Origin of the sequence: Curtobacterium phoenicis (assembly GCF_047238015.1) — a bacterium.
Classification (GTDB): domain Bacteria; phylum Actinomycetota; class Actinomycetes; order Actinomycetales; family Microbacteriaceae; genus Curtobacterium.
On the sequence record NZ_JBDFLZ010000002.1, the window covers coordinates 1,844,393 to 1,870,812 of the forward strand.

At 71.5% G+C, this 26,420-nt stretch carries 19 protein-coding genes and 1 pseudogene; 16 read left to right on the forward strand and 4 right to left on the reverse strand.

Annotated features, from left to right (window positions below):
• Positions 1 to 171 precede the first annotated feature (171 nt).
• Together ABC270_RS08980 and ABC270_RS08985 are read right to left on the reverse strand one after the other, a co-directional pair.
• Positions 172 to 2,046, reverse strand: coding sequence for a glycoside hydrolase family 15 protein (locus ABC270_RS08980; protein WP_412880469.1), 1,875 nt, complete (start codon positions 2,044 to 2,046; stop codon positions 172 to 174).
• Positions 2,047 to 2,128: 82 nt separating this feature from the next.
• Positions 2,129 to 3,178: an App1 family protein phosphatidate phosphatase gene (locus tag ABC270_RS08985; protein WP_412880470.1), complete on the reverse strand. Its 1,050-nt coding sequence runs from the start codon at positions 3,176 to 3,178 to the stop codon at positions 2,129 to 2,131.
• A gap of 197 nt (positions 3,179 to 3,375) precedes the next feature.
• On the opposite strand from ABC270_RS08985, the gene ABC270_RS08990 reads away from it, so the two are divergent.
• From ABC270_RS08990 to holA, 13 genes and pseudogenes are all read left to right on the forward strand, one after another.
• Entirely contained in the window at positions 3,376 to 4,023 is a 648-nt protein-coding gene (locus ABC270_RS08990; RefSeq protein WP_412880471.1) for a TetR/AcrR family transcriptional regulator, read from the forward strand.
• Positions 4,024 to 4,202: 179 nt separating this feature from the next.
• Positions 4,203 to 5,117, forward strand: coding sequence for an ABC transporter ATP-binding protein (locus ABC270_RS08995; protein ID WP_412880472.1), 915 nt, complete (start codon positions 4,203 to 4,205; stop codon positions 5,115 to 5,117).
• Positions 5,114 to 5,830, forward strand: coding sequence for an ABC transporter permease (locus tag ABC270_RS09000; protein WP_412880473.1), 717 nt, complete (start codon positions 5,114 to 5,116; stop codon positions 5,828 to 5,830). Before ABC270_RS08995 ends, ABC270_RS09000 begins: the two co-directional genes overlap by 4 nt.
• Positions 5,827 to 6,555, forward strand: a complete 729-nt coding sequence (locus ABC270_RS09005; RefSeq protein ID WP_412880474.1) for an ABC transporter permease — start codon at positions 5,827 to 5,829, stop codon at positions 6,553 to 6,555. Before ABC270_RS09000 ends, ABC270_RS09005 begins: the two co-directional genes overlap by 4 nt.
• Complete coding sequence (locus tag ABC270_RS09010; RefSeq protein ID WP_412880475.1) at positions 6,552 to 7,472, forward strand: ABC transporter substrate-binding protein; 921 nt, start codon at positions 6,552 to 6,554, stop codon at positions 7,470 to 7,472. Before ABC270_RS09005 ends, ABC270_RS09010 begins: the two co-directional genes overlap by 4 nt.
• A 280-nt stretch (positions 7,473 to 7,752) precedes the next feature.
• A complete protein-coding gene (locus ABC270_RS09015; protein ID WP_412880476.1) occupies positions 7,753 to 9,165 on the forward strand; it encodes a cytochrome ubiquinol oxidase subunit I in 1,413 nt (470 codons plus the stop codon).
• Positions 9,165 to 10,169: a cytochrome d ubiquinol oxidase subunit II gene (gene cydB, locus ABC270_RS09020; protein WP_412880477.1), complete on the forward strand. Its 1,005-nt coding sequence runs from the start codon at positions 9,165 to 9,167 to the stop codon at positions 10,167 to 10,169. Before ABC270_RS09015 ends, cydB begins: the two co-directional genes overlap by 1 nt.
• Positions 10,170 to 10,202: 33 nt before the next feature.
• Positions 10,203 to 11,852 (forward strand): thiol reductant ABC exporter subunit CydD, encoded by a 1,650-nt coding sequence (gene cydD, locus ABC270_RS09025; protein ID WP_412880478.1) that lies wholly within the window; start codon positions 10,203 to 10,205, stop codon positions 11,850 to 11,852.
• Positions 11,849 to 13,537, forward strand: coding sequence for a thiol reductant ABC exporter subunit CydC (cydC, locus tag ABC270_RS09030; RefSeq protein ID WP_412880479.1), 1,689 nt, complete (start codon positions 11,849 to 11,851; stop codon positions 13,535 to 13,537). Before cydD ends, cydC begins: the two co-directional genes overlap by 4 nt.
• Before the next feature lie 84 nt (positions 13,538 to 13,621).
• On the forward strand, positions 13,622 to 16,177 hold the full coding sequence (leuS, locus tag ABC270_RS09035; RefSeq protein WP_412880480.1) for a leucine--tRNA ligase: 2,556 nt from the start codon (positions 13,622 to 13,624) through the stop codon (positions 16,175 to 16,177).
• Between the two features lie 114 nt (positions 16,178 to 16,291).
• Complete coding sequence (locus ABC270_RS09040; RefSeq protein ID WP_412880481.1) at positions 16,292 to 17,065, forward strand: helix-hairpin-helix domain-containing protein; 774 nt, start codon at positions 16,292 to 16,294, stop codon at positions 17,063 to 17,065.
• A 685-nt stretch (positions 17,066 to 17,750) separates the two neighbouring features.
• Positions 17,751 to 18,842, forward strand: a pseudogene (locus tag ABC270_RS09045) (ComEC/Rec2 family competence protein); the annotation flags it as partial.
• Positions 18,843 to 19,580: 738 nt separating this feature from the next.
• Positions 19,581 to 20,600: a DNA polymerase III subunit delta gene (holA, locus tag ABC270_RS09050; protein WP_412882062.1), complete on the forward strand. Its 1,020-nt coding sequence runs from the start codon at positions 19,581 to 19,583 to the stop codon at positions 20,598 to 20,600.
• 288 nt (positions 20,601 to 20,888) lie between these two features.
• Here holA and rpsT read toward each other — a convergent pair whose 3' ends face one another.
• A complete protein-coding gene (gene rpsT, locus ABC270_RS09055) occupies positions 20,889 to 21,149 on the reverse strand; it encodes a 30S ribosomal protein S20 (protein WP_058725860.1) in 261 nt (86 codons plus the stop codon).
• A 302-nt stretch (positions 21,150 to 21,451) separates the two neighbouring features.
• Between rpsT and ABC270_RS09060 the strand changes: the two genes are divergently transcribed.
• Complete coding sequence (locus tag ABC270_RS09060) at positions 21,452 to 22,618, forward strand: pyridoxal phosphate-dependent aminotransferase (RefSeq protein WP_412880482.1); 1,167 nt, start codon at positions 21,452 to 21,454, stop codon at positions 22,616 to 22,618.
• A 343-nt stretch (positions 22,619 to 22,961) separates the two neighbouring features.
• Positions 22,962 to 24,809: a translation elongation factor 4 gene (gene lepA / locus ABC270_RS09065; protein ID WP_412880483.1), complete on the forward strand. Its 1,848-nt coding sequence runs from the start codon at positions 22,962 to 22,964 to the stop codon at positions 24,807 to 24,809.
• A gap of 4 nt (positions 24,810 to 24,813) precedes the next feature.
• Here lepA and ABC270_RS09070 read toward each other — a convergent pair whose 3' ends face one another.
• Positions 24,814 to 25,302 carry a hypothetical protein gene (locus ABC270_RS09070; RefSeq protein ID WP_412880484.1) on the reverse strand — a complete coding sequence of 163 codons (489 nt, stop codon included), beginning with the start codon at positions 25,300 to 25,302 and terminating at the stop codon, positions 24,814 to 24,816.
• 213 nt (positions 25,303 to 25,515) lie between these two features.
• On the opposite strand from ABC270_RS09070, the gene ABC270_RS09075 reads away from it, so the two are divergent.
• Positions 25,516 to 26,163 (forward strand): DUF1990 domain-containing protein, encoded by a 648-nt coding sequence (locus ABC270_RS09075; protein WP_412880485.1) that lies wholly within the window; start codon positions 25,516 to 25,518, stop codon positions 26,161 to 26,163.
• The last annotated feature ends 257 nt before the right edge of the window (positions 26,164 to 26,420 follow it).

Here is a 26,420-nt window from a genome sequence, read left to right on the forward strand (position 1 = left end):
CTGAACGGGCGGGCTTGACGGACGGGAGGCACGGTGCCGGCTGGCACCGTGCCTCCAGTCCGTTGCGGGGTCACGTCCTGCGGTGGGTTGCGTCCTGCTCATCGCAACCGACCTGGAACGACGAATCGCGCGTCGGAGGACGGAGGGAACGTCCTCCGACGCGCGGAACGATCAGGACGTCGTGCCGGCGCGCTCGCCCTCACCCGTCCAGGAGCGCGTGCCGCCGTCGTGGACGGCGAGGCGGGTCCGGTGCCCCGCCGACGCGCCGCGGGCGCGCGCGATCGCGTCGGCCGCCGAGACGAGTGTCAGGTGTGACAGCGCCTGCGGGGTGTTGCCGATGTGGTGCCCCGTCGCGACGTCGATCTCCTCGGAGAGCATGCCGACGTCGTTCGCGAACCCGACCAGGACGTCCATGAGCCGTTCGGCGTCCTCGATCCTGCCGGAGGCGGCGTACTGCTCGACGAGCCAGAACGAGCACGCGAGGAACGGGTGCTCGCTCCCGGACAGGCCGTCGAACCCGGCCTCGGTGCGGTAGCGGAGGACCAGTCCGTCGTCGCCGGTGCGGAGGTCGTGCTCGATCGCGGCGACCGTGCCCGTCATCCTCGGGTCGTCGGCCTTCACGTAGCCGATCTGGGGGAGCACGAGCAGGCTCGCGTCGACCTCGTCGGTGTCGTAGTGCTGCCGGTAGCTGTTCCGCTCCGGGTTCCAGCCGTGCTCCTCGATCTCGGCGCGCACCTGGTCGCGGAGCGTGCGCCAGCGGTCGACCGGGCCCTCGAGGCCGAACTCCTCGACGGCCGCGACGCCCCGGTCGAACGCCGCCCAGATCATCGCCCGGGAGTGCGTGAAGTGCCGGCGGGGTCCGCGCATCTCCCAGATGCCGTTGTCCGGCTCCTGCCAGTGCTCCTCGACGTACCCGAGCAGGGCCCGCTGGAGCGCCCACGAGTCAGCGTTCTCCTCGACGCCCAGCTCACGGGCGTCGTGCAGGGCCGCGAGGACCTCGCCGAACACGTCGCCCTGGTACTGGGTGTAGGCCCCGTTGCCGATCCGGACCGGCGTCGAGTGCGCGTACCCGGGCAGTTCGTCGAGGGTCCGCTCGGGCAGGTCGCGCTCGCCCGCGACCCCGTACATGATCTGCACGTCCGCCGGGTCGCCCGCGATCGCGCGGAGGAGCCAGCCGCGCCAGTGCGCGGCCTCGTCACGGTACCCGTGCGCGATGAGCGAGGCGAGCGCGAGCGAGGCATCGCGGAGCCACACGTACCGGTAGTCCCAGTTGCGTTCGCCGCCCGGGTCCTCCGGGAGGCTCGTGGTCGCGGCCGCCACGACGCCACCGGTCTCGCCGTGGGTCATGGCGCGGAGGAGGAGCAGGGACCGCCGCGTCGCCTCGACGTAGCGCCCGTGGGTGCGGACCGGAGTCATCCAGTCCTCCCACCACCGCGTGGTCCGGTGCAGCGCCGCGGTGACGTCGAGGGGCTCCGGCGGCTCGCGGTGGGACGGGTACCAGGTCAGCACCGTGTCGAGGACCTCGCCGTCGCGGACGGTCGTGGTCGCCCGGTGGTGGCGGTCGCGTGATCGGAAGCGCGGGCCGCGCACGACGACCGAGCCGGGGCCGGCGGTGGCGAGGAGGGCGGGGTCCTCGTCGCCGCCGATCTGCCGCACCCACGGCAGGGCCCTGGCGTAGTCGAACCGGATCGTGAGGACCTGCTCGATCTCGACCTGCCCGCGGAGTCCGCGCACCCGGCGCACGATCGAGGCCCGGTGCGCGCCCATCGGCATGAAGTCCGTGACCTCGACGACGCCGGTGCTCGTCGTCCACACCGTCGAGAGGACGAGCGAGTCGCCGACGTACCGACGGTGGACGGTGGCGTCGTCGTCGGTGGGGCGGAGCGACCAGCCACCGTGCTCGGCGGACCCGAGCAGCGCCGCGAAGGTGGACGGGCTGTCGAAGCGGGGGAGGCAGGCCCAGTCGATCGTGCCGTCACGAGTGACGAGCGCCGCGGTGTAGGTGTCGCCGATCAGGGCGTGGTCCTCGATGCGCGCAGAGTGCATGCCCTGATCGAACCACGCCACCGCCCGGTGAAGGCTGCGCTGAAGAGGTGCTCAGCCGGTCCGCCCTCGTCGTGGCACTGGGTCAGTCGGCCTCGACGACGCCGACCCGCTGCAGCTCCGTCCAGAGGCCGGCGCCGTCGGGGGCGAACACCCACGGTGCCGCCGAGTCACGAGACCGCTCCTGCGCCTTCGAACGACCACCCGCGAGGACCGCCTCGCTCGTGGAGAGCTGGCGGATCGCCACCGCCGCGACGTTGCCCGGGTGCTCTCGGGAGAACTCGCCGTACAGCGACTCGTCGTGCTGGCCGTCGTCGCCGACGAGCAGCCACTGCACGTCCGGGAAGTCCCGCGCCAGGCGCCGGAGGTTCTCCTGCTTGTGCAGCTGCCCGCTCCGGAAGAAGCGGTCGTGCGTCGGGCCCCAGTCCGTCAGCAGCAGGGTGCCGGTCGGGTACATGTTCCGGGTGAGGAAGCGCTGCAGGGTCGGCGCCACGTTCCACGCTCCCGTGGACAGGTAGACCGTCGGGGCACCGGGGTGCTGTGCCAGCACGCGTTCGTACAGCACCGACATGCCCGGTACCGGACGTCGGGCGTGCTCGGTGAGGACGAACGAGTTCCACGCCGCGAGCATCGGGCGGGGCAGGCTCGTCACCATCACGGTGTCGTCGATGTCGGAGAGCAGCCCGAAGCGGGTGTCCGGGTGCACCACGAAGACGTCGGCCTGGACCGCACGGTGGCCCCCCGCGGAGAGCTCGATGGTGCGCCACCCGGGCTCCAGGTCGATCGGGACGATGGCGTCGACCACCCCGCCGCGGTCCGACTGCACGACGTGGCTGCGACCACCGGCCGTGATCGTGACCTCGGCCGAGTCGACCGCCACGCTCGTGAAGCTGCGCCACCCGCGCACCCCGATGTACGACGCGTCCGAGGCGAGCCCGCGCCGGGTGAGGAGCACGCGAGCGAGGACGCGGACCCACCCCGGGGCGCCGTACCCGGTGTACGGGATCACGGTGGGGACGAGTCCGCGGCGGCGGGCGCGCTGTTCGCGGAACTCCTGCACGGCGTCCTCGATGCGTGCCGCGCGGTGCAGGATCGGCTCGGCCAGCGACGGCTCGTGGGGAGTCGGGTCGGGCATCGCCCCATCATTCCACGTGGGGACCCCGCCGGACCCGAGGTTGCTCATCCTCGTCCGGGAGAGTCGCAGCCGAGTTCCAGACGAAGTCTGCGAGCATTGGCCGGACACCACCGTCCACTGTCGTGTGGACGGTGAAACACGACCGCCGTGCGGACCGCCGCGCGGGGAGCGCGTCGAGGACGCGAGAAGGAGTACACGTGCTCGTCACCGAGGTTTCGAACGCACTGCCGGGGGGATCATCACTGCTCAGGAACGAGCCGGTCCAAGCCCGCAGTTCGGCGCGCCTCGCCGGTCTGCTCGACGCCGCCGCCGCGGTCATCGACGAGATCGGGTTCGAGCGCCTGACCACGGCCATGGTCGCCGAGCGCGCCGGGGCGTCGATCGGCACCGTCTACCGCTACTTCCCGGACCGCATCGCCGTGGTCGAGGCCCTGGCCATCCGCTGCACCCAGCGCCTGGCCGCGCGCTTCGTCGATGCGCTCGAGTCCAGCGGCGCGGCCGACTGGAAGGCCGGCTGCGACGCGCTCATCGACATGACGGCGGAGATGTACCGCACCGAGCCCGGGTTCCGCGCGATCGGCTTCGGTGACACGGCCGACGCCGGGACGGGGGACGACGACGACCGGATGGCCGCGCTCGGGGGCGCCGTCAGCCAGGTCATGCGCGAGCGGTTCGACCTGCCGGCGAGCGAGGCGCTCGACCGCGCCTGGACGGTCCTCGCCGAGTCCGGTCACGCCGTGCTCGCCCGGGCGCACGTCGACCGCGACCACCCCGACCAGGCCCTCATCGAGGCGTACCGGGCGATGACGCACAGCTACCTCGAGACGGTCCTCCGCGACGCCTGAGTCGCAGCAGCCCATCCGACGACGCCCGCGCTCCGAAGAGGAGTCGCGGGCGTCGTCGCGTCTGCGCTCGGTCGTGCTCGCTGTCCATGAGGCGACACGGGGCGTCACGACGGAACCCGTGTCGGTCCTCGCGGGTACGCTCGTGCGGAGTCGGGCTACCTCCGAACAGAAGGGCACCCATGATCGAGTTCCGCTCGGTACGCAAGACGTACCCGGACGGCACCACCGCGGTCGAGGACTTCCACCTCGTCATCCCTTCTCGGACCACCACGGTCTTCGTGGGGTCGAGCGGCTGTGGCAAGACGACGCTCCTCCGGATGATCAACCGCATGGTCGATCCGACGTCGGGCTCGGTGTCCATCGACGGTGAGGACGTGGCCTCGGTGGACCCGGTCCAGCTGCGCCGCCGCATCGGCTACGTGATGCAGAACGCCGGACTCCTGCCGCACCGGCGCGTCGTCGACAACATCGCGACCGTGCCGCTCCTGACCGGCGTGTCCAAGGCGAAGGCCCGCGAGCGTGCCCTCGAGCTCATGGACACCGTCGGGCTCGACCGCGCCTTCGCGGACCGGTACCCCTCCCAGCTCTCCGGCGGGCAGCAGCAGCGCGTCGGCGTCGCGCGCGGGCTCGCGGTCGACCCGAACATCCTGCTCATGGACGAGCCGTTCGGTGCCGTCGACCCCCTCGTGCGCAACGACCTGCAGGACGAGCTCATCCGGCTGCAGCGCGAGCTCGGCAAGACGGTGGTGTTCGTCACGCACGACATCGACGAGGCGTTCAAGCTCGGGGACCAGGTCGTCATCCTCAAGAAGGGCGGCGAGATCGCCCAGCAGGGCACCCCGGCCGAGATCCTCGCCGAGCCCGCGGACGACTTCGTCGCGAACTTCATCGGCGCCGGTCGTGGTCGTCGTGCGCTCCGGGTCGAGCAGACCCCGACCGGGCCGATCGTCGTCGACGGTGACGGTCGCGCCGCCGGCGTCCTGACCGGGCCCGTCCAGGTGGTGGACGCAGCGGCCGCCGTGCCGCAGGGAACAGAGGCCGGGGCGCGTGACACCGCTCCGGGTGCTCCGGCGCAGGGTGGGGGACCCCGGTGAACTGGGTCCTGTCGAACCTCGACACCATCGGCGACGCGACCGTCGCGCACCTCGCGATCGCGATCCCGCCGATCATCATCGCGTTCCTGCTCTCGATCCCGATCGGCTGGGTCGTCGTCCGGTTGCAGCGCCCCGGCGGGTCCCGGATCGCGTCCGGTCTGGGCAGCGGCATCGTGACGTTCGCCGGGCTGCTGTACGCGATCCCGTCGCTCGCGCTCTTCGTGGCGCTGCCGGGCATCATCGGCACGAGCCTGACCAGCCCGGTGAACGTCATCATCAGCCTGACCATCTACGGACTGGCCCTCATGGTGCGATCGACGGTCGACGGGCTGACCTCCGTCGACCCCGCGACCGCCGCGGCCGCGACCGCGATGGGTTACTCGTCCGGTCAGCGGTTCTTCCGTGTCGAGCTGCCGCTCGCCGGCCCGGTCCTGCTCGCCGGCCTCCGCGTCGTCGCAGTGTCCACGATCTCGCTCACGACCGTCGGCGCCGTGCTCGGCATCCAGAGCCTGGGATCGCTCTTCACGGACGGCCTCGCCCGCGGCATCTTCGAGGAGATCATCTCCGGCATCGTCATGGTGCTGGTGCTCGCGTTCGCCATCGACGGCCTGCTGGTGCTGCTCGGCCGGATCGTGATGCCGTGGACCCGGCGGACCCGGACCGGCCAGCGGTCCGCCCGACGGGTGCTCCAGCAGGCGGAGGTGACGTCGTGATCATCGGCAGCGCGTTCGCGTGGGTGTTCGACCCGCAGAACTACTCCGGCTACAACGCGATCCCCGGACGACTCTGGGAGCACGTCTGGATCACCCTCCTCGCCGTCCTGATCGCGTCGGTCATCGCGGTTCCCCTCGGGTACGCCATCGGGCACACCGGGAAGCTCCGGGGTTTCTCGATCGCGACGTCCGGTGGCGTGCGGGCGCTCCCCACCCTCGGCGTCCTGTCGTTGTTCGGGCTCCTGCTCGGCATCGGGCTCGAAGCACCGCTCCTGGCACTCGTCATCCTCGCGATCCCGTCCGTCCTCGCCGGCGCGTACTCCGGGATCGAGTCCGTCGAACCGGTCACCGTCGACGCCGCGAAGGCGCAGGGCATGACCGGGTTGCAGGTGCTCTGGAAGGTCGAGATCCCCCTCGGGTTGCCACTGCTCATCGGTGGCATCCGCGCGGCGGTCCTCCAGGTCGTCGCCACCGCGACGCTCGCCGCCTACGTCGGGGCAGGCGGGCTCGGCGGCTACTTCTTCCTCGGCCTCAAGACCCAGGACTACGCCGAGATGCTCGGCGCCTCAATCCTCGTGATCGCGCTCGCGATCGCGTTCGAGATCGTGTTCGCCGCACTCCAGCGGGCGGTGGTGCCGAAGGGCACCGTCGACCCGTCGGCCCGGCGGCGCCGGGGGTCGCGCGAGCGGTCCCGCAATCCCATCCCGGAAGGAAATCCATCGTGATCACAGCAAAGATCCGTGCCGGCGTCGCAGCAGCGCTGGCACTGGGTGTCGCGGCAGCCCTCAGCGGCTGCGCGTCGAGCAACCCGCTCGACAGCGGCTCCAGCGCCTCCAGCGACTCGAAGACGATCGTCATCGGGTCGCAGCAGTACTACTCGAACGAGATCATCGCCGAGATGTACGCGCAGGTCCTCGAGAAGGACGGCTTCCAGGTGAAGCGGAACTTCAACATCGGGCAGCGGGAGATCTACCTCCCGCAGCTGCAGAAGGGCGCGATCGACGTCATGCCCGAGTACAGCGGCAACCTGCTGCAGTACTACGACAAGAAGTCGACGGCGAAGACCTCCTCGGAGATCGACTCCGCCCTGACGAAGGCGCTGCCGTCCGGCCTCCGCGTGCTCGACCAGGCCGAGGCGACGGACCAGGACAGCTACACGGTCACGAAGAAGTTCTCCGAGGAGAACGACGTCACGAGCCTGGCGGACCTCAAGAACGTCAAGCAGACCCTGACCGTCGGTGCGAACTCCGAGTTCCAGACCCGTCCGTACGGACCGAAGGGGCTCAAGTCGGTCTACGGCGTCGACGTGGACTTCAAGGCCATCGAGGACTCCGGCGGAGCGCTCACGGTGAAGGCGCTCAAGGACGGCACGGTCCAGCTCGCGGACATCTACAGCGCCGACCCGAGCATCAAGGCGAACGACTTCGTCTCGCTCAAGGACCCCGAGAACCTGATCCTGCCGCAGAACGTCATCCCGGTCGTCTCGAAGAAGGTCGACGACAAGGCCGCGGCCGACATCGACAAGGTCAGCAAGGTCCTCACGACCGACGCGCTCATCGACCTCAACGCCAAGAGTGTGAACGACAAGGAGAAGGCGTCCACCATCGCGAAGGACTTCCTCACCGAGAAGGGCCTCCTCTAGGCGCACGCGCACAAGCCAGATCGGCGACAGGCGTCGGGCTTCGGCCCGGCGCCTGTCGTCGTTCTCCGGGACGCGTTCACAGCACGCTTGTTCCGCACAACCGTGCCGTGCAGTTCTCCTGCACATTCGTGCAGAGCGGGCTTCTACAACTTGTCGAAGCAGGTGTCCGGACGGTAGCGTGGAGGTGTCCCAACGGCCTGTGACACCAGAAGTTCCCCCTTCCACAGGAAGCAACTGACGTGCACCAACAGCGCGCGGCGACCCGGCTCGGAAACGCCGCATGAACGACATCCTCGATCCGCTCATCCTGTCGCGGTGGCAGTTCGGTCTCACGACGATCTACCACTTCCTCTTCGTGCCCCTGACCATCGGCATGGCCGTGGTCGTCGCCGTGTTCCAGACCGCCTGGGTCCGGACCGGGCGGGCGCACTACCTGCAGCTCACCCGGTTCTTCGGGCGCATCTTCCTCATCAACTTCGCGATGGGCGTGGTCACCGGCATCGTGCAGGAGTTCCAGTTCGGCATGAACTGGTCCAACTACTCCCGGTTCGTCGGTGACGTCTTCGGTGCGCCGCTCGCGCTCGAGGGCATCCTCGCGTTCTTCTTCGAGGCGGCGTTCATCGGCCTCTGGATCTTCGGCTGGGACCGCCTGCCGAAGAAGGTGCACCTCGCCACGATCTGGTGCGTGAGCATCGGCACGATGCTGTCGGCGTACTTCATCCTCGCGGCGAACGCGTTCATGCAGCACCCGGTCGGCTTCGCGATCGACGAGGCCAAGGGCCGTGCGGAACTCACGGACATCTGGGCCGTGCTGACGAACAAGGTCGCCCTCGCGGCCTTCCCGCACACGCTGTTCGGGGCGTTCATGGTCGCCGCGTCGGTGATCATCGCGGTCGCCGCGTGGCACCTGGCCCGCAACCAGAACCTCGAGACGATGATGCCGGCGCTCAAGTTCGGCATGTGGACGATGCTGGCGTCCGGGGCGCTCACGGTCCTCACCGGCGACCAGCTCGGACTGACGATGGTCGACACCCAGCCGATGAAGATGGCTGCTGCCGAGGCGCTGTACAACACCTCGACCGGCAAGGACGCCTCGTTCTCGATCTTCACCCTCGGCACGCCGGACGGGGTGCACGAGCTGTTCTCGATCCGCATCCCCTACCTGCTGTCGTTCCTCTCGACCCACACGTTCAACGGCACGGTCGAGGGCATCAACGACCTGCAGGCGCAGTACTCGCAGGTGTACGGCGCCGGCGACTACAAGCCGATCATCTGGGTCACCTACTGGGCGTTCCGCTGGATGATCGCCCTCGGCGTGGGTGCCGTCCTGGTCTCGCTCGTCGGGCTCTGGCTGACGCGCAAGGGCCGGTTCCCGCAGCAGCGCTGGGTCTGGCGGATCGCCACCTGGGCGATGCCGCTGCCGATGGCCGCGATGATCATGGGCTGGATCTTCACCGAGATGGGCCGCCAGCCGTGGCTGGTCTTCGGGCTGCTGAAGACCGCGGACGGGGTGTCGCCGAACGTGACCGGGCTCGAGGTCCTCATCTCGCTCGTCGTGTTCACGCTCATCTACGGCGCGCTCGCGGTGGTCGAGTTCCGGCTCATCAAGAAGGTCGCGCAAGAGGGCCCCGCCGCTCCGGCGGAGGTCGACGAGGAGACCGGTGAGGTCAAGCACGAAGTGACGGTCTACTGATGGATCTGCCGGTTCTGTGGTTCGCGATCGTCGCGCTGTTCTTCGTCGGCTACTTCGTCCTCGACGGCTTCGACTTCGGCGTCGGCATGTCCCTGCCGTTCCTCGGCAGGGACGACACCGACCGCCGCGTGCTGATCAACACGATCGGCCCCGTCTGGGACCTCAACGAGACCTGGGTCATCGTCGCGGGTGCCTGTCTGTTCGCGGCGTTCCCGGAGTGGTACGCCACGATGTTCTCGGGCTTCTACCTGGCGCTGCTGCTCATCCTCGCTGCGCTCATCGCCCGCGGGGTGTCGTTCGAGTACCGCCACCAGAACAAGCACGCCGAGTGGAAGCGCCGTTTCGACCTCATGATCATCGTCGGCAGCGCGCTCCCGTCGTTCCTCTGGGGCGTCGCGTTCGGCAACGTCGTGCGGGGCATCCCGATGGACGCCGGCCACAACTACACCGGCACGCTGTTCGACCTGCTCAACCCGTTCGCGCTCCTGACCGGCCTCGCGACCCTGCTGGTGTTCTTCACGCACGGTGTCGTGTTCGTCGCGCTGAAGACCGAGGGGGAGATCCGGGTCCGCGCCAAGCGCCTCGCGACCCGTGCGGGCATCCTGACGATCGTCGTCGGCGCGGCGTTCCTCGTCGCGATGGCGTTCGTCCGGGCGACGCCGGCGAGCCTCGTGCTGTCCGTGGTCGCAGCGCTCGCGCTCGTCCTCGCCGTCCTCTGCACCGCGTGGGGCAAGGAGGGGCGGGCGTTCACGCTCATGGCGGTGACGATCGCGGCGGTCGTGCTGGCGATGTTCACGGCGATCTTCCCGAACGTGATGCCCGCCTCGAACGACCCGGCCAACAGCCTGACCGTGGTCAACGCCTCCAGCGGGCAGTACACGTTGACCGTGATGAGCTGGGTCGCGCTGATCTTCGTGCCGCTCGTGCTCGCCTACCAGGCCTGGACCTACTGGGTGTTCCGCAAGCGCGTCTCGCGGGCACACATCGGCCAGGCAGCCCACTAGCGCCCCGCCCCACCGACCGACCAGGAGGACCACGTGAAGCCGCTCGACCCGCGACTGCTGCGTCTGTCGCGGACGGCGCGCGGCTTCATCGTCGCGGCCGCGGGCACCGGGCTGCTCCGGACCCTGGCGACGATCGTGATCGCCTGGGGCATCGCCGCGGCCGTCACCGTCGGGGTCGACGCGGTCCACGACGGCGAGCTCCCCGCCGCGTTCGCACAGTCGCTCGGCCTGCTCGGCGGCGCCTTCGTCGTGCGTGCGGTGGCGGCCTGGGCGACCGACGACCTCGCCGCCCGGGCCGCCGCGCGCGTGAAGAGCGAGCTGCGCGCGACCGTCCTCTCCCGGGCCGCCGAGCGTGGTCCGGCCTGGCTGGCGGAGCGGTCGAGCGCCGGGTTCGCCACGACGCTCGGACCCGGCCTCGACGCCCTCGACGCCTACTTCGGTCGCTACCTCCCGCAGCTCGCGCTCACGGCCGTCGCGACCCCGGCGCTGCTGGTGGCGATCGGCGTCGGCGACCTCACGAGCGGACTCATCGTGCTGTGCGCGCTGCCGGTCATCCCCGTGTTCATGATCCTCATCGGCCTCGCGACCCAGGCGCTGCAGCGGAAGCAGTCGGACGCCCTCGCGACCCTCGGCGGCGCCTTCACCGAGGCCGTCGAGGGCCTCGCCACGCTCAAGGTCTTCGGGCGGGCGCGGCGCCAGGTCGGGCGGATCGGGACGCTCACGGACGCCTACCGGAAGCAGACGATCGGGGTCCTCCGGCTCTCGTTCGTCAGTGGGTTCGCGCTCGAGCTCGCGGCGAGTCTCGCGGTCGCCCTCGTCGCCGTGTCGATCGGTGTCCGGCTCGTCGACGGGTCGCTCGGCCTCGGCGCCGCGATGTTCGTGCTCGTCCTCGCGCCGGAGGCCTTCGCCCCGATCCGGCAGGTCGGTGCCGACTTCCACGCGGCGCAGGACGGTGTCGAAGCCGCGGCGGCCGTCCTCGACGTGCTCGACGACGACACCCGCGGCGGCGTGCACCGGGCGCCCGCGGACGACGACACGGGATCGCGCGCCCTCGTCCTCGACGGGCTGACGGTCCGCCGTCCCGACGTCGTCATCGGACCGATCAGCCTCCGCGCCGAGCCGGGCACCGTGATCGCGCTGTCCGGTCCGAGCGGTTCGGGCAAGTCGAGCCTCCTCGCCGCGATCCGCGGCGCCCTCCCGCACGACGGGACGGTGACGGTCCCCGGCCTGGCCGGCAACACCGCGGCGCAGCGGACGACCTGGGCCGACCAGCGTCCGCGTCTCGTCCGCGGGACGATCGCCGAGAACGTCGCGCTCAGCGCGACTCCTGACGGACCCGCCGTGGTGTCCGCGCTCGGTGCGGCGGGGCTGGGACTCGACCCGGGCCTCCCGGTCGGATCCGGCGGCGCCGGCCTGTCCGGCGGTCAGGCGCAGCGTGTCGCCGTCGCGCGCGCCCTGTACCGCGTCGCCCGCGCCGACACGCCGCTGGTCCTGCTCGACGAGCCGACCTCGGCCCTCGACGCGGAGGCCGAGATCCACGTCGTCGACGCCATCCGGCGCCTCGCCGCCGACGGCCGCGTGGTCGTCGTCGCCAGCCACCGACCCGCCGTCCTGGCCGCGGCCGACCTGCGGGTCGACGTCGGGTGCGCATCGGTCGCCGTGACGAGCGGGGCGCGAGCATGAGCCGGGAGGCCCGACCCACGTCCGTCCTGCGGCTCGCCATGCCGCACGGGGCCGGTTGGGGCAAGGCGGTGGCGGCCGGCGCGCTGAGCGCCCTGTGCGCGGTCGCGCTGCTCGCCGCGAGTGGCTACCTCATCACACGCGCGGCGGAGCACCCGCCGATCCTGTACCTGACGCTCGTCATGGTCGGGGTGCGTGCGTTCGCACTCGGCCGAGCCGCACTGCGCTACGTCGACCGGCTCGCCGGGCACGACGCGTCGTTCCGGCAGCTCGCGGTCGTGCGCACGGAGATGTACCGCCGACTGTCGTCGGTCGCCCCCGCCGGGCTGGGGTCGACGGGCCGCGGGGACCTCCTCACCCGGCTCGTCACCGACACCGACCGGCTGCAGGACCTGCCGATCCGGGTCGTCGGCCCGCTCGTCTCCGCAGGGACGGTCGCGGTGCTCTCGGTGGTCGGGGTCGCGCTGGTGTCGGTGCCCGCCGCGGTCGTCCTGTTGCTCGCGCTCGGGGTCGCTTCGCTCCTCGGGTCGGTCGTGACCGCAGCGGTCGCCCGACGCTCCGACGAGCGGACGGCGGCCGAGCGCGGTCGCGTCGCGGACCTCGTGCTCGACACCGTCCGCACACTCGACGTCTTCACCGCGTACGGCACGCTCGACGAACGACTCGAGCACATCGCACGGCTCGACGCACGCGTCACCGCGGCGGTGCGTCGTCGCGGTGCCGTCGAGTCGCTCGTCGGTGCGCTCGTCGCGCTGATCGGTGGCGGCGCCGTCGTGGGGATCCTCGCGGTCGGTGCGCCCGCCGTGGTGTCCGGCGCCCTCGACGGGCCACTGTGGGCGCTCGCGGTGTTCGTGCCGCTCGCCCTGTTCGAGGTCGTCGGGGGCGTCCCGCTGGCGGTCCTGACCCTCCGGCGGGTCCGGGCGGCAGCGGACCGCGTCGAGCAGGTGGTGCCCGCGACGGTGCCGGACGGCATCGTGCCGGAGCCCGCCGCGCCGGCCGACCCTGCGTCGCTCGTCGTGGACGGCACGGTGTCGGTGTCCCTGCGAGACCTGTCGGTGCGCTGGCCGGGCGCGAGCGTCGACGCCGTGTCCGCAGTATCGCTCGACCTGCTCCCCGGCGAGGTCGTCGTGCTCGAGGGGCCGAGCGGCGCGGGCAAGAGCACACTCGTCGACGCGCTCGTGCGCTTCGTCGACCACCGCGGGTCGTTCACGATCGACGGGGTGCCGGCGAAGGACATGCACCCGGACGCCGTCCGCGCACGCATCGGACTCATCGAGCAGGACCCGTTCGTGTTCGACCAGTCCGTCCGGCAGAACCTGCTCTTCGCACGGGACACCGCGACCGACGACGAACTGCTCGACGTGCTCGACCGGGTCGGTCTCGGCCCGTGGGTCGCGGGACGCGGCGGGCTCGACGCCGGTGTGGGGGAGCGCGGCGTCCTCGTCTCCGGCGGCCAGGCGCACCGGCTCGCCCTCGCGCGGGCGCTCCTGCATGCCTTCCCCGTGCTCCTGCTGGACGAACCGACCGCCGACATCGACCCCGACCTGGCGGACGTGCTGCTGCGCGACCTCGTCGGCGCAGCCCGGCGTGCCGGACGGACCGTCCTCATCGTGTCGCACGTCCCGGTGCCGGCCGACCTCGTCGACCGGACCCTGCGGATGCGGGACGGGCGACTCGTCGGCGTCTGACCTGCTGCCAGGCCGCCACCTGGCGGGCCGGTGCCGACGTCACGGGGCCGGGCCGGGCCTCCAGGCCTTGTAATCTTGTTGACCGTGACCACCGAGCAGTACGCCGAGGACCCGAACGCCTACGACTTCCGTCGTCTCCAGGAGAAGTGGCAGCCCCGCTGGGAGGAGCTCGGGCTCTTCACCACGGACCTCGACGACACCCGGCCGCGCAAGTACATCCTCGAGATGTTCCCGTACCCGTCGGGCGACCTGCACATGGGGCACGCCGAGAACTGGGCGCTCGGCGACTTCGTGGCGCGGTACTGGCGGCAGCAGGGTTTCAACGTGCTGCACCCGATCGGGTGGGACTCCTTCGGCCTGCCGGCGGAGAACGCGGCGATCAAGCGCGGCGTGGACCCGAAGGAGTGGACCTACGCGAACATCGAGCAGCAGAAGGCCTCGTTCAAGCGGTACGCGCCGTCCTTCGACTGGACGACCGAGATCCACACCTCGGACCCCGAGTACTACAAGTGGAACCAGTGGCTGTTCCTCAAGATGTACGAGAAGGGGCTGGCGTACCGGAAGGACAGCTGGGTCAACTGGGACCCGGTCGACCAGACCGTGCTCGCGAACGAGCAGGTGCTCCCCGACGGCACCTCGGACCGCTCCGGCGCCGTGGTCGTCAAGAAGAAGCTGACGCAGTGGTACTTCAAGATCACGGAGTACGCGGACCGGCTGCTCGACGACCTCAACCAGCTCGAGGGGCGGTGGCCGGCGAAGGTCATCGCGCAGCAGCGGAACTGGATCGGCCGGTCGGTCGGTGCCGACGTCGACTTCGTGATCGAGGGGCGCGACGAGCCCGTCACGGTGTTCACCACGCGCCCGGACACGATCCACGGGGTGACGTTCCTGGTCGTGGCGCCGGACTCGGACCTGGCGGCCGCGTTGGTGGCCGACCCGTCCGTGTCGTCCTCGGTCCGTGACGACTTCGACGCGTACCTGACCGCGACCCAGAAGACCTCCGAGATCGACCGGCAGAACGCCGACCGCCCGAAGACCGGTGTGCCGCTCGGCCGCTTCGCGATCCACCCGCTGACCGGGGAGCGCCTGCCGATCTGGGCCGCCGACTACGTCCTCGCCGACTACGGCCACGGCGCCGTGATGGCCGTGCCGGCGCACGACCAGCGAGACCTCGACTTCGCGCGGGCGTTCGACCTGCCCGTGAAGGTCGTGGTGGACACGAACGCTCCGGTGACCGGGGCGATCCCGGTGATCCCGGACGGCGCGACGCCGGAGGACCTGCCGGCGCTCGACCCGGTGTCGACGGGCGAGGCCCTGACCGGCACCGGTCGGATGATCAACTCCGGGCCGCTCGACGGCATGTCGAAGCAGCACGCCATCACGGCGGCGATCCGTCTGCTCGAGGAGCGCGGCACCGGCCGGGCGGCCAAGACCTACCGTCTGCGCGACTGGCTGATCTCGCGTCAGCGCTTCTGGGGCACCCCGATCCCGATCATCCACGGCGCCGACGGCACCGAGCACCCGGTGCCGATGGACCGGCTGCCGGTCCGCCTGCCGTCCACCGAAGGGCTCGACCTCAAGCCGAAGGGCACCTCGCCGCTCGGCGGCGCGACCGACTGGGTGAACGTCCCGAACCCCGTCGACGGCACCCCGGCGACGCGCGACACCGACACGATGGACACGTTCGTCGACTCGTCGTGGTACTTCCTGCGCTTCCTCGCCGCGAACGATGACACGCAGGCATTCGACCCCGCGATCGCGCGCAAGTGGGCGCCGGTCGACCAGTACATCGGCGGCATCGAGCACGCGATCCTGCACCTGCTCTACGCGCGCTTCGTCACGAAGGTCCTGTTCGACCTCGGCTACCTCGACTTCACGGAGCCGTTCACGGCGCTGCTCAACCAGGGCATGGTGCTGTCCGGCGGCTCGAAGATGTCGAAGTCGAAGGGCGGCGTGTCACTCGGCGACGAGCTCGACGCGAACGGTGTCGACGCGATCCGCCTGGTGATGGGCTTCGCCGGGCCGCCGGAGGACGACATCAACTGGGAGGACGTCTCCCCGTCGGCGTCCGCACGGTTCCTGGCCCGCGCCTACCGGCTCGCGCTCGACGTCACGTCGTCGAAGGACGTCGTGTGGGCCGACGGCGACCGGGCACTCCGCCAGGTGACGCACCGGTTCCTCGCTGACGCACCGGGGCTCATGGAGTCGTTCAAGTTCAACGTCGTGATCGCGCGGCTCATGGACCTCGTGAACGTGACGCGCAAGGCGATCGACAGCGGCCCCGGCGCCGGTGACCCCGCGGTGCGCGAGGCCGTCGAGACCATCACGCTCGGGCTCGCCGTGTTCGCGCCGTACGTCGGCGAGGAGATGTGGGAGAAGCTGGGCTACGAGCCGACCGTCGCCACGTACGGGTGGCGGAAGGCCGACCCGACGCTCCTCGTGCAGGACACGCTGACGGCGGTCGTGCAGGTGAACGGCAAGGTGCGCGACTCGTTCGAGGTCTCCAAGTCGATCGAGCCGTCGGAGCTGGAGTCGCTCGCGCGGGAGTCGGCGAACGTCCAGCGCTACATCGGTGACCGCGAGATCGTGAAGGTGATCGTGCGGGCGCCGAAGCTGGTCAACATCGCGATCAAGGGGTAGCCGCAGGCGCGTCCCGCGTCTCCGTTCCTGCACCGCGGATCGTCGCGGTGCGGTTCTCCACGGACCACGCTGACGGAGCGCGGCCGGATGGTCGGGCTCCGTAGCGTGCGGGGCATGTCCTCGTCCACCGGTCCCTCGTCACCGGGTCCTGCATCACCGGGTGCTCCCTCATCGTCGGGCTCGTGGTCGTCGCGCTTCGCGTCGTCGCCACGGGCGGCGGTGCTGCTCGCCGGTGTCGTCGCCGCGGTCGCGCTGGCGGTCGTCGTCCTCGGCGGCGGCACCGGCGGGGGATCGGAGTCGACGGAGGTCCTGGTGAGCGGGGCGAGCGAGGGCCTTGCGGCACCGGGTCCGCTGGCATCGGGCTCGGCCGGGTCGAATGTTCCGGTGGCGTCCGCGCAGGCGTCGGCGGGGCCGTCCGCGTCGGCCGTCGTCGTGCACGTCGCCGGTGCGGTGGCGGATGCCGGCATCGTCACCCTGCCGGCGGGCAGCAGGGTCGCAGCCGCCGTCGAACGGGCCGGGGGAGCGGTCCGCGACGCCGACCTCGGCCGGCTGAACCTCGCCCGCCTGCTCGTCGACGGGGAACGCGTCTACGTGCCGCGCGTGGGCGAGGACGACCCGCCGCCGGAGATCGCGCCGGACGTCCCGCCGGGGGACGCCGCGGCGGCCCCGGGGAGCGGCGGCTCGGGTGCTGCGGAGGGTGTGGTCGACCTGAACAGCGCCGACGCGGCCGAGCTCGAGACCCTGCCGGGCATCGGTCCGGCACTCGCGGCACGGATCATCGCCTGGCGTGCGGAGCACGGGCGGTTCTCCTCCGTGGAGGACCTCCTCGACGTCAGCGGCATCGGTGACGCGAAGTTCGCGGACCTGCGGGACCGCGTCCGTGTCTGACGTCGTCGCCCGCGTCGGGAGAGCAGCCGGCGCACGGGTCTCGGACCTGCGCGTCGCCGTACCCGCGGTGTCCGCCTGGGCAGGGTCGGCTGTCCTCGTCGGGAGCCCGGACCGGGCCCTTTCCGTGGTGGTCGCTGCGGGCGTGATCGCAGCCGTGGGGATCGTGGTCCTGTTCGTGCGCGGCGTCGGGGGAGGCGCCGCTGGCAGCGCACTGTGGCTCGGCGCAGCGGTGACCATCGTCGTGACGAGCGCCCTGCTCGTCGCGCTGGTCGCGGTGGCGGTCGCCGTCGGTCAGGAGCGCCGGTCACCAGCCGTCCTGTCCGGAGCCGACGGCACGCGGACGGTGCGGATCACGCTCGATCGTGACCTCGAACCCGGTGCACGCTCGGTCACGGGGACCCTGACCGCAGCAGACGACGTGGCGGCGCTGCACGTCCCGGTCCGCGTGGTCCCCGACGGTGACGGCCGTCAGACCGGACGGCTCGCTGCCGGCAGCACCATCCACGGGAGGGCGGCTGTGCAGCAGGACGACCCCGGATCGCCGACTGCCTTCGTGGTGTTCGTGCGGGGCTCGGTGCAGGCTGATCCACCGACCGGCCTGCTCGCTGCGACCGATCGTTCGCGGCAGGCGTTCGTCGCGGTCACCGCGGACCTCCCCGAACCCGGGGCCGCGCTGCTGCGGGGTATGGCGATCGGCGACCGGAGCGGGCTCGACCCGGCTACCGAGGCCGCGATGGAGACCACCGCGCTCACCCACCTGACCGCCGTGTCCGGGGCGAACTGCGCCGTGATCGTCGGCCTCGTGGTCCTGCTCGGTCGGGCGCTCGGGCTGCCACGGGTCGTGCGCGCGGCCGTCGCCGTGGGCTTCCTGCTCGTCTTCGTCCTGCTCGTTCGGCCCGACCCCTCGATCGTCCGCGCGACCGTGATGGCGATCGTGGTGCTCGTGGTGCACCTGACGGGGCGTCCGGTCCGTGGCGTCCCGCTCATCGCCCTCGCCGTCGTCGGCATGTTGGCCGTCGACCCCTGGTACGCGAGGTCGTTCGCCTTCGCGCTGTCCGTCCTCGCGACCTCCGGGATCGTGGTCCTCGCACCGCCGCTGACGGAGCTGCTCGCTCGCCGGGTCTGGCCGCCCGTCGCGGCGGCGATCGCGGTGCCCGTGGTCGCGCAGGTGGCGTGCTGGCCGGTGACGATCCTGCTCGCACCGCTCCTGCCGACCTACGGCGTGCCGGCGAACCTGCTGGCGGAGCCGCTCGCTCCGATCGTCACCGTCCTGGGCCTCGCATCGTGCCTCGTCGCGCCGGTGTGGCCGGGCGGAGCAGCGGTCGTCGCGGGCGTGGCGTGGGTGCCGGCGAGCCTCGTCGGGCAGGTCGCTCGGACGGCCTCGACGTTCCCCGGTGCCTCGGCGCCGTGGCCGGGCGGCCCGACCGGGGTGCTGCTCGCCGTCATGGTGTGCGCGGGCGTCGCCGTCGCGGTGTTCGTCCGGACGTCGGTCCGCGTCCGGCTGCTGCTCGCGTCGGCGGTCGTCCTGGTCGTGGGCGTCGGAGCGGTCGGTGTGCCGCGGCTCGTGGTGCGGGGGAGTGTCCCCGCCGACTGGACGGTCGCCGCGTGCGACGTCGGCCAGGGCGACGCCGTGCTGCTCCGCTCCGCCGCCGCCGTCGCGCTGGTCGACACCGGCGACGAGCCCGAGCTCCTGCGTGCCTGCCTCGACCTGCTGCGGGTCGACCGGATCGCCGTGCTCGTGCTGACCCACTTCGACAGGGACCACGTCGGAGCGGTGCCCGAGGTCGAGGGTTCCGTGACGACGGCGCTGGTCGGCCCGGTCGGCCGTCCGGTGGACGACCGCGTCGTGCACGGGCTCCGGCAGGCCGGCGTCGAGGTGCACCGTGCCGCCGCCGGGACGTCCCTCGAGCTCGGGCACGTCCGCATCCACGTTGCCTGGCCGCTCCCCACGTCGTCGGAGTCCGGGAACGGCGCCAGCATCGTCCTGGACGTCCGGCCGAGGGAGGGTGACGCCGCGGTGGCGTCCGCGCTGCTGCTCGGCGACCTCGGCGAGTCGGCGCAGCGGCGGCTGCGGACGTCGTCCCTCGACGGCGGGGCAGGTCTCGAGCCGGTCGACGTCGTGAAGGTGTCGCACCACGGTTCGGCCGACCAGGACGCCGGGCTCTACCGGGCGGTGCGAGCGCGCGTGGCCCTGATCGGTGTCGGCGCCGACAACTCCTACGGCCACCCGACCCGTCGGACACTCGACATGCTCGCTGCGACCGGCACCGCCGTCTACCGAACGGACGTCCACGGCACGGTCGTGGTGGCGCCCGGAGCGGACGGGCCGCGGGTGTGGACCGAGCGGTCACCCGGCAGCGCTCCCGGTGCGCGTGCGCGACCGTGGCCGACAGCGGCCACGAGACCGGCGCCTCCTGGCGCAGCGGGCCGACCGGTCGGGCCAGGGCGTCGTCGGTCGGCCGTAGGATCGTCAGCGCGACCGGACCACCGCCGATCGCAGCACCGGAAGGACCGCATGCCCGCCAAGAAGCCCGCGCGCGCCGCCGCGAAGATCGACCAGGTCCCGTGGTCGGGTGTCCGACCCGCACCCGTCGTCCTCGTGACCGGGCCGGAGGCGTTCCTGGCCGACCGCGCGATGAGCGTGCTCCGCGACCTGCTCGTCGGCGAGGACCCCGCGCTCGAGATCCACGACCTCGAGGCCGACCAGTACGCGCCGGGGCTCCTCGCGACCCTGGCCAGCCCGTCGTTGTTCGGTGAACCCCGGCTCGTCCGGGTGACCAACGTCGAGAAGTGCACCGACGCGTTCATCACGGAGACGATCGCCTACCTCGAGGGGCCGGCGGACGACGTCACCCTCGTGCTCCGGCACGGCGGTGGCATGCGCGGGAAGAAGCTGCTCGACACGATCCGCAGCGGCGTCGGCGGAGGCGTCGAGGTGCAGTGCGACGAGCTCAAGCGCGAGACCGACCGGATCGACTTCGTGAACGCGGAGTTCCGGGCCGCTCGACGCAAGATCGCTCCGTCAGCCGTCCGGACCCTCGTGGCGGCCTTCGCGGACGACCTGGCCGAGCTCGCCGCAGCGTGCCGACAGCTGCTGGCCGACTCCGCCGATGAGATCACCGACAAGGTCGTCGACAAGTACTACGGCGGCCGTGTCGAGACGAACGCCTTCAAGGTCGCGGACATCGCTCTCGCCGGCCGCTCGGCGCCCGCGATCGTGGAGCTCCGGCACGCCCTCGCCACCGGTGAGGCACCCGTGCCGATCGTCGCAGCGTTCGCGAGCAAGATCCGGACGATGGCGAAGGTCAGCGCCTTCCGCGGGTCGAGCGGCCAGGCTGCGTCCGCACTCGGGATGGCGCCGTGGCAGGTGCAGCGTGCGCAGCGTGACGTCGCCGGATGGAGCGAAGCCGGGCTGGCGAACGCCATCCTCAGCATCGCCGCCGCCGACACCGCGGTGAAGGGCGGTTCTCGTGACGCCCACTACGCCCTCGAGGTCATGGTCCGGACCATCGCCCGGCGCGGCGAAGACCGCTGACCGCTCGCTCCGCAGGACGTCCAGCGGCGAACTGCCGCGGCCGCGCGTGGCCGCCCGCGTTCGACTGCGCCGGCGCGACGACCGCGGAGCCGACGGCGCACGTGTCGATCGACACCTGCGGCGTCGAAGTCATGTCATGCTCGCAGTCCCGCGGCGCCGGCGCCACGAAGCACCCGTCGATCGACACCTCCGGCGTCGGAACGCGCGCGTTCCGCCAGCCGCCACCCGCCTCACGAACGACGAAGGCCCCGCACCGGACGGTGCGGGGCCTTCGTGCGGGAGTCAGACTCAGAGAGCAGAGACCTTCTTCGCGATGGCCGACTTGCGGTTCGCGGCCTGGTTCTTGTGGATGACACCCTTGCTCACGGCCTTGTCGAGCTTCTTCGACGCGAGGGCGAGGGCCGCGACGGCCTTGTCCTTGTCGCCCGAGGCGATCGCCTCGTTGGTGTGGCGGATGTACGTCTTGAGCTCGGAGCGGTACGCCTTGTTCCGCTCGGTGGCCTTGAGGTTGGTCTTGATGCGCTTGATCTGCGACTTGATGTTCGCCATGCGTGTTGCTCCTGTTCGTCTCTACGGGTGGTCGCGACCGCTGGGTAGAGGGGCCCTTGGTCGCATCGCGTTCCACCCGTGGGCGGGGAACGCGGAAGCCAGCCACCAACACTACCAGGGTCGGTGGCGCCGACCAAAGCCCGACAGGCCGGGGATCGGAGCCCGACCGGCCGCGGCTCGGAGTCCGACCGGCCGCGGCTCGGCGTCCGACCGGCCGCGGACCGGGGCCCGGCGGTCGAGGTGCCCCGGAACCGGAACCGGCCGAAACCGCGCGGCAACACACGGTCGCTACCGTGGCGGGCATGCCGTCCCTCGCACCACGCATCGACACCGTCCCCGCCTCCGGCATCCGGAGGGTCTTCGAGCAGGCCGCGCTGCTCCGCGAGGACGGCACGGACGTGACAATGCTCGTGATCGGCGAGCCCGACGTCCCGGTGGCACCCCACATCGGCGAGGCCGCACGCCGCGCGTGGTCCGAGGACCGGACGGACTACACGCCGAACGGCGGCATCGCCCCGCTCCGGCAGGCGATCCGCGAGAAGCTCCTCCGCGAGAACCGCATCGACGTCGACCTCGAACAGGTCTGGACGACGATCGGCGCGACGCAGGCGCTCTTCCAGGCGATGACCCTCGTCCTGAGCCCGGGCGACAAGGTCCTCGTGCCGGACCCGGGCTACACGACCTTCACGATGAACGCACACATCCTCGGTGCGGTCCCGGTGCCCTACCAGCTGACACCGCAGCACGGGTTCGAGCCGGACATGGCGGCCCTCGAGGCGAGCATCACCGAGCGCACCCGGGCGATCATCGTGAACTCGCCGTCGAACCCCCTCGGCTCGGTGTTCGGCGAGGAGACCCTCCGCGCGCTCCTCGCGCTGGCGCAGCGACACGACCTCTGGGTGATCAGCGACGAGGTCTACGAGTACTTCACCTACGGCACCCGCCACGTCAGCACCGCCGCGCTCGACGAGGACGACCGGGTGTTCTCCGCGTTCTCGCTGAGCAAGACGTACGCGATGACGGGTGTCCGGGTGGGGTACCTCGTGACGCCGAAGGGGCTCGGCCCGACCATGCGGACGACCCAGGAGGCGATGATCAGCTGCGTCGCCGAACCCGACCAGTACGCAGCCCTCGCGGCGATCGTCGGGGACCACTCGGCGGTCCGGGACGCCCGGGAGCACTACCGGACGAACCTCGAGGTGGCGAAGGAAGTGCTCGACGCCGCCGGCATCCGCTACCTCGATCCGCGGGGCGCGTTCTACCTCTGGGTCGACGTCTCGCACGCGTCGGGTGGTGACGTCGCCGAGTGGGCGCTCGCGCTGCTGCACCGCGAGCACGTCGCGGTCGCGCCGGGCAGCGCGTTCGGGCGCACCGGCGAGGGGTGGATCCGCATCTCGCTGGCCGCGACGGCCGCGGACCTCCGGCGCGGGCTCGGCGCGCTGCCCGCGCCCGCCACGGCCGCCGTCTGACGACCGCGCGCGAGCCCGCGACGGCCGCCGTCTGACGACCGCGCGCGAGCCCGCGACGGCGGCCGTCCGACCGGCGCGAGGCCGCCACGGTCACGGTCACGGTCCGGCGACGAGGGCGAGCCGCGCGGCGGGCGCGCGGCACCGTGCTGACGACGCGGCGCGATCGCTCGCCACTGCGACCGCTCGACGGCCGGGAGGCGCGGTGCGGGCCCGCCCCGCGCCTCCCGGCCGTCCTGCACAGCGTCCAGGGCCGCGCCCCGTCTCCACAGGGCGTCCCGCGGGTGCGCGCCCCCGGCGCGCGGACGTGGGACAATCGTTCGACCGTCCCGACCCCTGAGGAACCGTGAGCCCACAAGCATCTGCGCCGCTCGAGCCCGCCGCGACCCCGGCCGAGGCGATCCGCAACTTCTGCATCATCGCGCACATCGACCACGGCAAGTCGACGTTGGCCGACCGCATGCTGCAGATCACCGGCATCGTCGAGGAGCGGGCGATGCGAGCGCAGTACCTCGACCGCATGGACATCGAGCGCGAGCGCGGCATCACGATCAAGTCCCAGGCGGTCCGCATGCCGTGGGAGCTCGACGGGAAGACGTTCGCCCTGAACATGATCGACACCCCGGGGCACGTCGACTTCTCGTACGAGGTCTCGCGCTCGCTCGCCGCGTGCGAGGGCGCGATCCTGCTCGTCGACGCCGCGCAGGGCATCGAGGCGCAGACCCTCGCCAACCTCTACCTGGCACTCGAGAACGACCTCGAGATCATCCCCGTCCTCAACAAGATCGACCTGCCGGCGGCCGAGCCCGAGAAGTACGCGGCCGAGCTCGCGCAGCTCATCGGCGGGTCCCCGGACGACGTCCTCCGCGTCTCCGGCAAGACGGGTGTCGGTGTGCCGGAGCTGCTCGACCGCGTGGTGAACACGGTCCCGGCGCCGGTCGGCAACGTGGACGCCGAGCCCCGCGCGATGATCTTCGACTCGGTGTACGACAGCTACCGCGGCGTCGTGACCTACGTGCGGATGGTGGACGGCACCATCAAGCCGCGCGAGAAGGTCCAGATGATGTCGACGAAGACGACGCACGAGATCCTCGAGATCGGTGTCTCGTCGCCCGAACCGAAGCCGACGAAGGGCCTCAGCGTCGGCGAGGTCGGCTACCTCATCACCGGTGTGAAGGACGTCCGCCAGTCCAAGGTGGGCGACACGGTCACGAACGCGCAGAAGCCCGCGACCGACGCGCTGCCGGGCTACACCGACCCGAAGCCGATGGTCTTCTCCGGCCTGTACCCGATCGACGGCTCGGACTACCCGGACCTGCGCGAGGCGCTCGACAAGCTCAAGCTCTCCGACGCAGCCCTCGTGTACGAGCCCGAGACCTCCGTCGCGCTGGGCTTCGGCTTCCGGTGCGGGTTCCTCGGTCTGTTGCACCTCGAGATCATCACCGAGCGGCTCTCGCGCGAGTTCGGCCTCGACCTCATCACCACCGCCCCGAGCGTGATCTACGACGTCACGACCGAGGACGGCGCGACGGTCGAGGTCACGAACCCGTCCGAGTTCCCGTCCGGCCGCATCGTCGAGGTCCGCGAGCCGATGGTGCGCGCCGCGATCCTCGCTCCGAAGGACTACGTCGGCGCGATCATGGAGCTCTGCCAGTCGCGCCGCGGATCCCTGCTCGGCATGGAGTACCTCGGCGAGGACCGCGTCGAGCTCCGCTACCAGATCCCGCTCGGCGAGATCGTGTTCGACTTCTTCGACCAGCTGAAGAGCAAGACCCAGGGCTACGCCTCGCTCGACTACGAGCCGTCCGGCGACCAGGCGGCCGACCTGGTCAAGGTGGACATCCTCCTGCAGGGCGATCAGGTCGACGCGTTCAGCGCGATCGTGCACCGCGACAAGGCGTACGCGTACGGCACGATGATGGCCGAGCGGCTCCGCAAGCTCATCCCGCGGCAGCAGTTCGAGGTCCCGATCCAGGCTGCGATCGGCGCGCGCATCATCGCCCGTGAGAACATCCGGGCGATGCGCAAGGACGTCCTCGCGAAGTGCTACGGCGGTGACATCACCCGCAAGCGCAAGCTCCTCGAGAAGCAGAAGGAGGGCAAGAAGCGCATGAAGATGGTGGGTCGCGTCGAGGTCCCGCAGGAAGCCTTCATCGCGGCGCTCTCGGGCGACGTCGAGGAGAAGAAGAAGTAGCGGCTCAGCGGGCGCGCTCGGTGCGCGCCCGCCACACGGCCAGGCACACGGCCGGGAGGCACGCGGTCGCGAGTCCGGCCAGCGCGGTCCGCCAGGTGCTCCACTCGGTCATCGCGACGAACGTCGTCTGCTCGCCCGCAACGACGGACGCGACTGCCGCGCCGATGGCGAGGAGGACCGTACCGCCGACGAGCCACGGTGCGACCGTGTGTCGGCGGGAGCGTCGGACGACGACCACGAGCAGCGCGCCGAACAGCAGCACGCCGGCGCCGATGCTCGCCACGGCGACCTGGGCGAGCAGGGTGCTGGCGATCGGGTAGCGGTCGACCGGGGGCTCGGTCGTGTACCGCACGGGGAGGGCCGCACGTGCCTCGTACGCGTCGACGGCGAGCCGTGCGGCGACCGCGAGCCCGAAGGCGGCGGCAGTGAGGGTGCCGAGCGTCCGCGCCGTGCGGTCGGTCTGCGGACGGTGGTCGTCGGTCGGGGTGGGCACCGACCGACGATAGCGGTGTGACGGAGGTGATCCGAGCCTCCAGTTCGGGGCATCCCGCGTGCAGCGGCCGGTTCCCGCTCCGAGGAGGCTGGTCGGCGTGTGTTCCCGCGGCGGCTGGGTCGTGACGGTGCGCACCGCCGAGGGGGTTGGTCGGCGTGCGTTCCCGCGGCAGCTGGGTCGTGACGGTACGCACCGCCAAGTAGGCTGGTCGGCATGAGTTCCCGCGGCAGCTACCGGACCGCCCTGACCTACGGCGCGGTCGGCGCGACCCAGGCGTCGGACCTCATGACCTACCCGCCCGAGGGCTTCACGCCCAGCGAGTCGCGCGCGCGGATCGGCCACGGTGACGCGCGGTTCGAGACCGCCGTGACGCAGGCGCTGTCCTGGCAGATCCAGGAGCGCAGCGGCATCCGCGTGCACGTCGACGACCAGCCCGACGACGACGAGGTCCGCTACAACCCGGTGACATTCGACGAGCACGGCGTGCCGATCGCCCCCGCCTCGATCGGCACGCCGAAGGTCGAGCGGTTCGCGCCGGACGGCACACCGTTGCTGACCGCGGGCACGACCGCGACACTCACGATGCACGCGTTCGGGCAGACCGTGCACGCGCCGGTCCGGGTCGTGTCGATCATCGACGAGACCGACCGGAAGGGCTTCGCCTACGGCACGCTCGAAGGACACCCGCTCTCGGGCGAGGAGTCGTTCGTCGTCGAGCGGACGTCCGACGGCTCGGTCTGGCTGCAGCTGCGGCAGTTCTCGCAGCCGGCGAGCCGGAAGTGGCGCCTCGTGGAGCCGCTGCTCCGCCGGCAGCAGAAGGTGATGGCCGAGAAGTACCTCGCGGCGCTGCGCGGCGACTGACGCAGCTCCGCCGCTCGGCGACTGACGCAGCGCCGCCGCTCGGCGACCGGTCCGTGGAGCGCGCTCAGCGACGGCGCGCCGAGACTCGGCCCGGCGGACGGTTTCGCGGCCCGGACACCGCGAAAGTGTCCGCGGACCCGAGTCTCGGCGACCGCTGACGACCGGGCGCTCGCGGACAGCGCCCGACGTCGGCCTCCCAGCGATGCGGACCGACGCGGACCGTCGCGCGCCGACGCGGACCGACGCGGACGCGACCG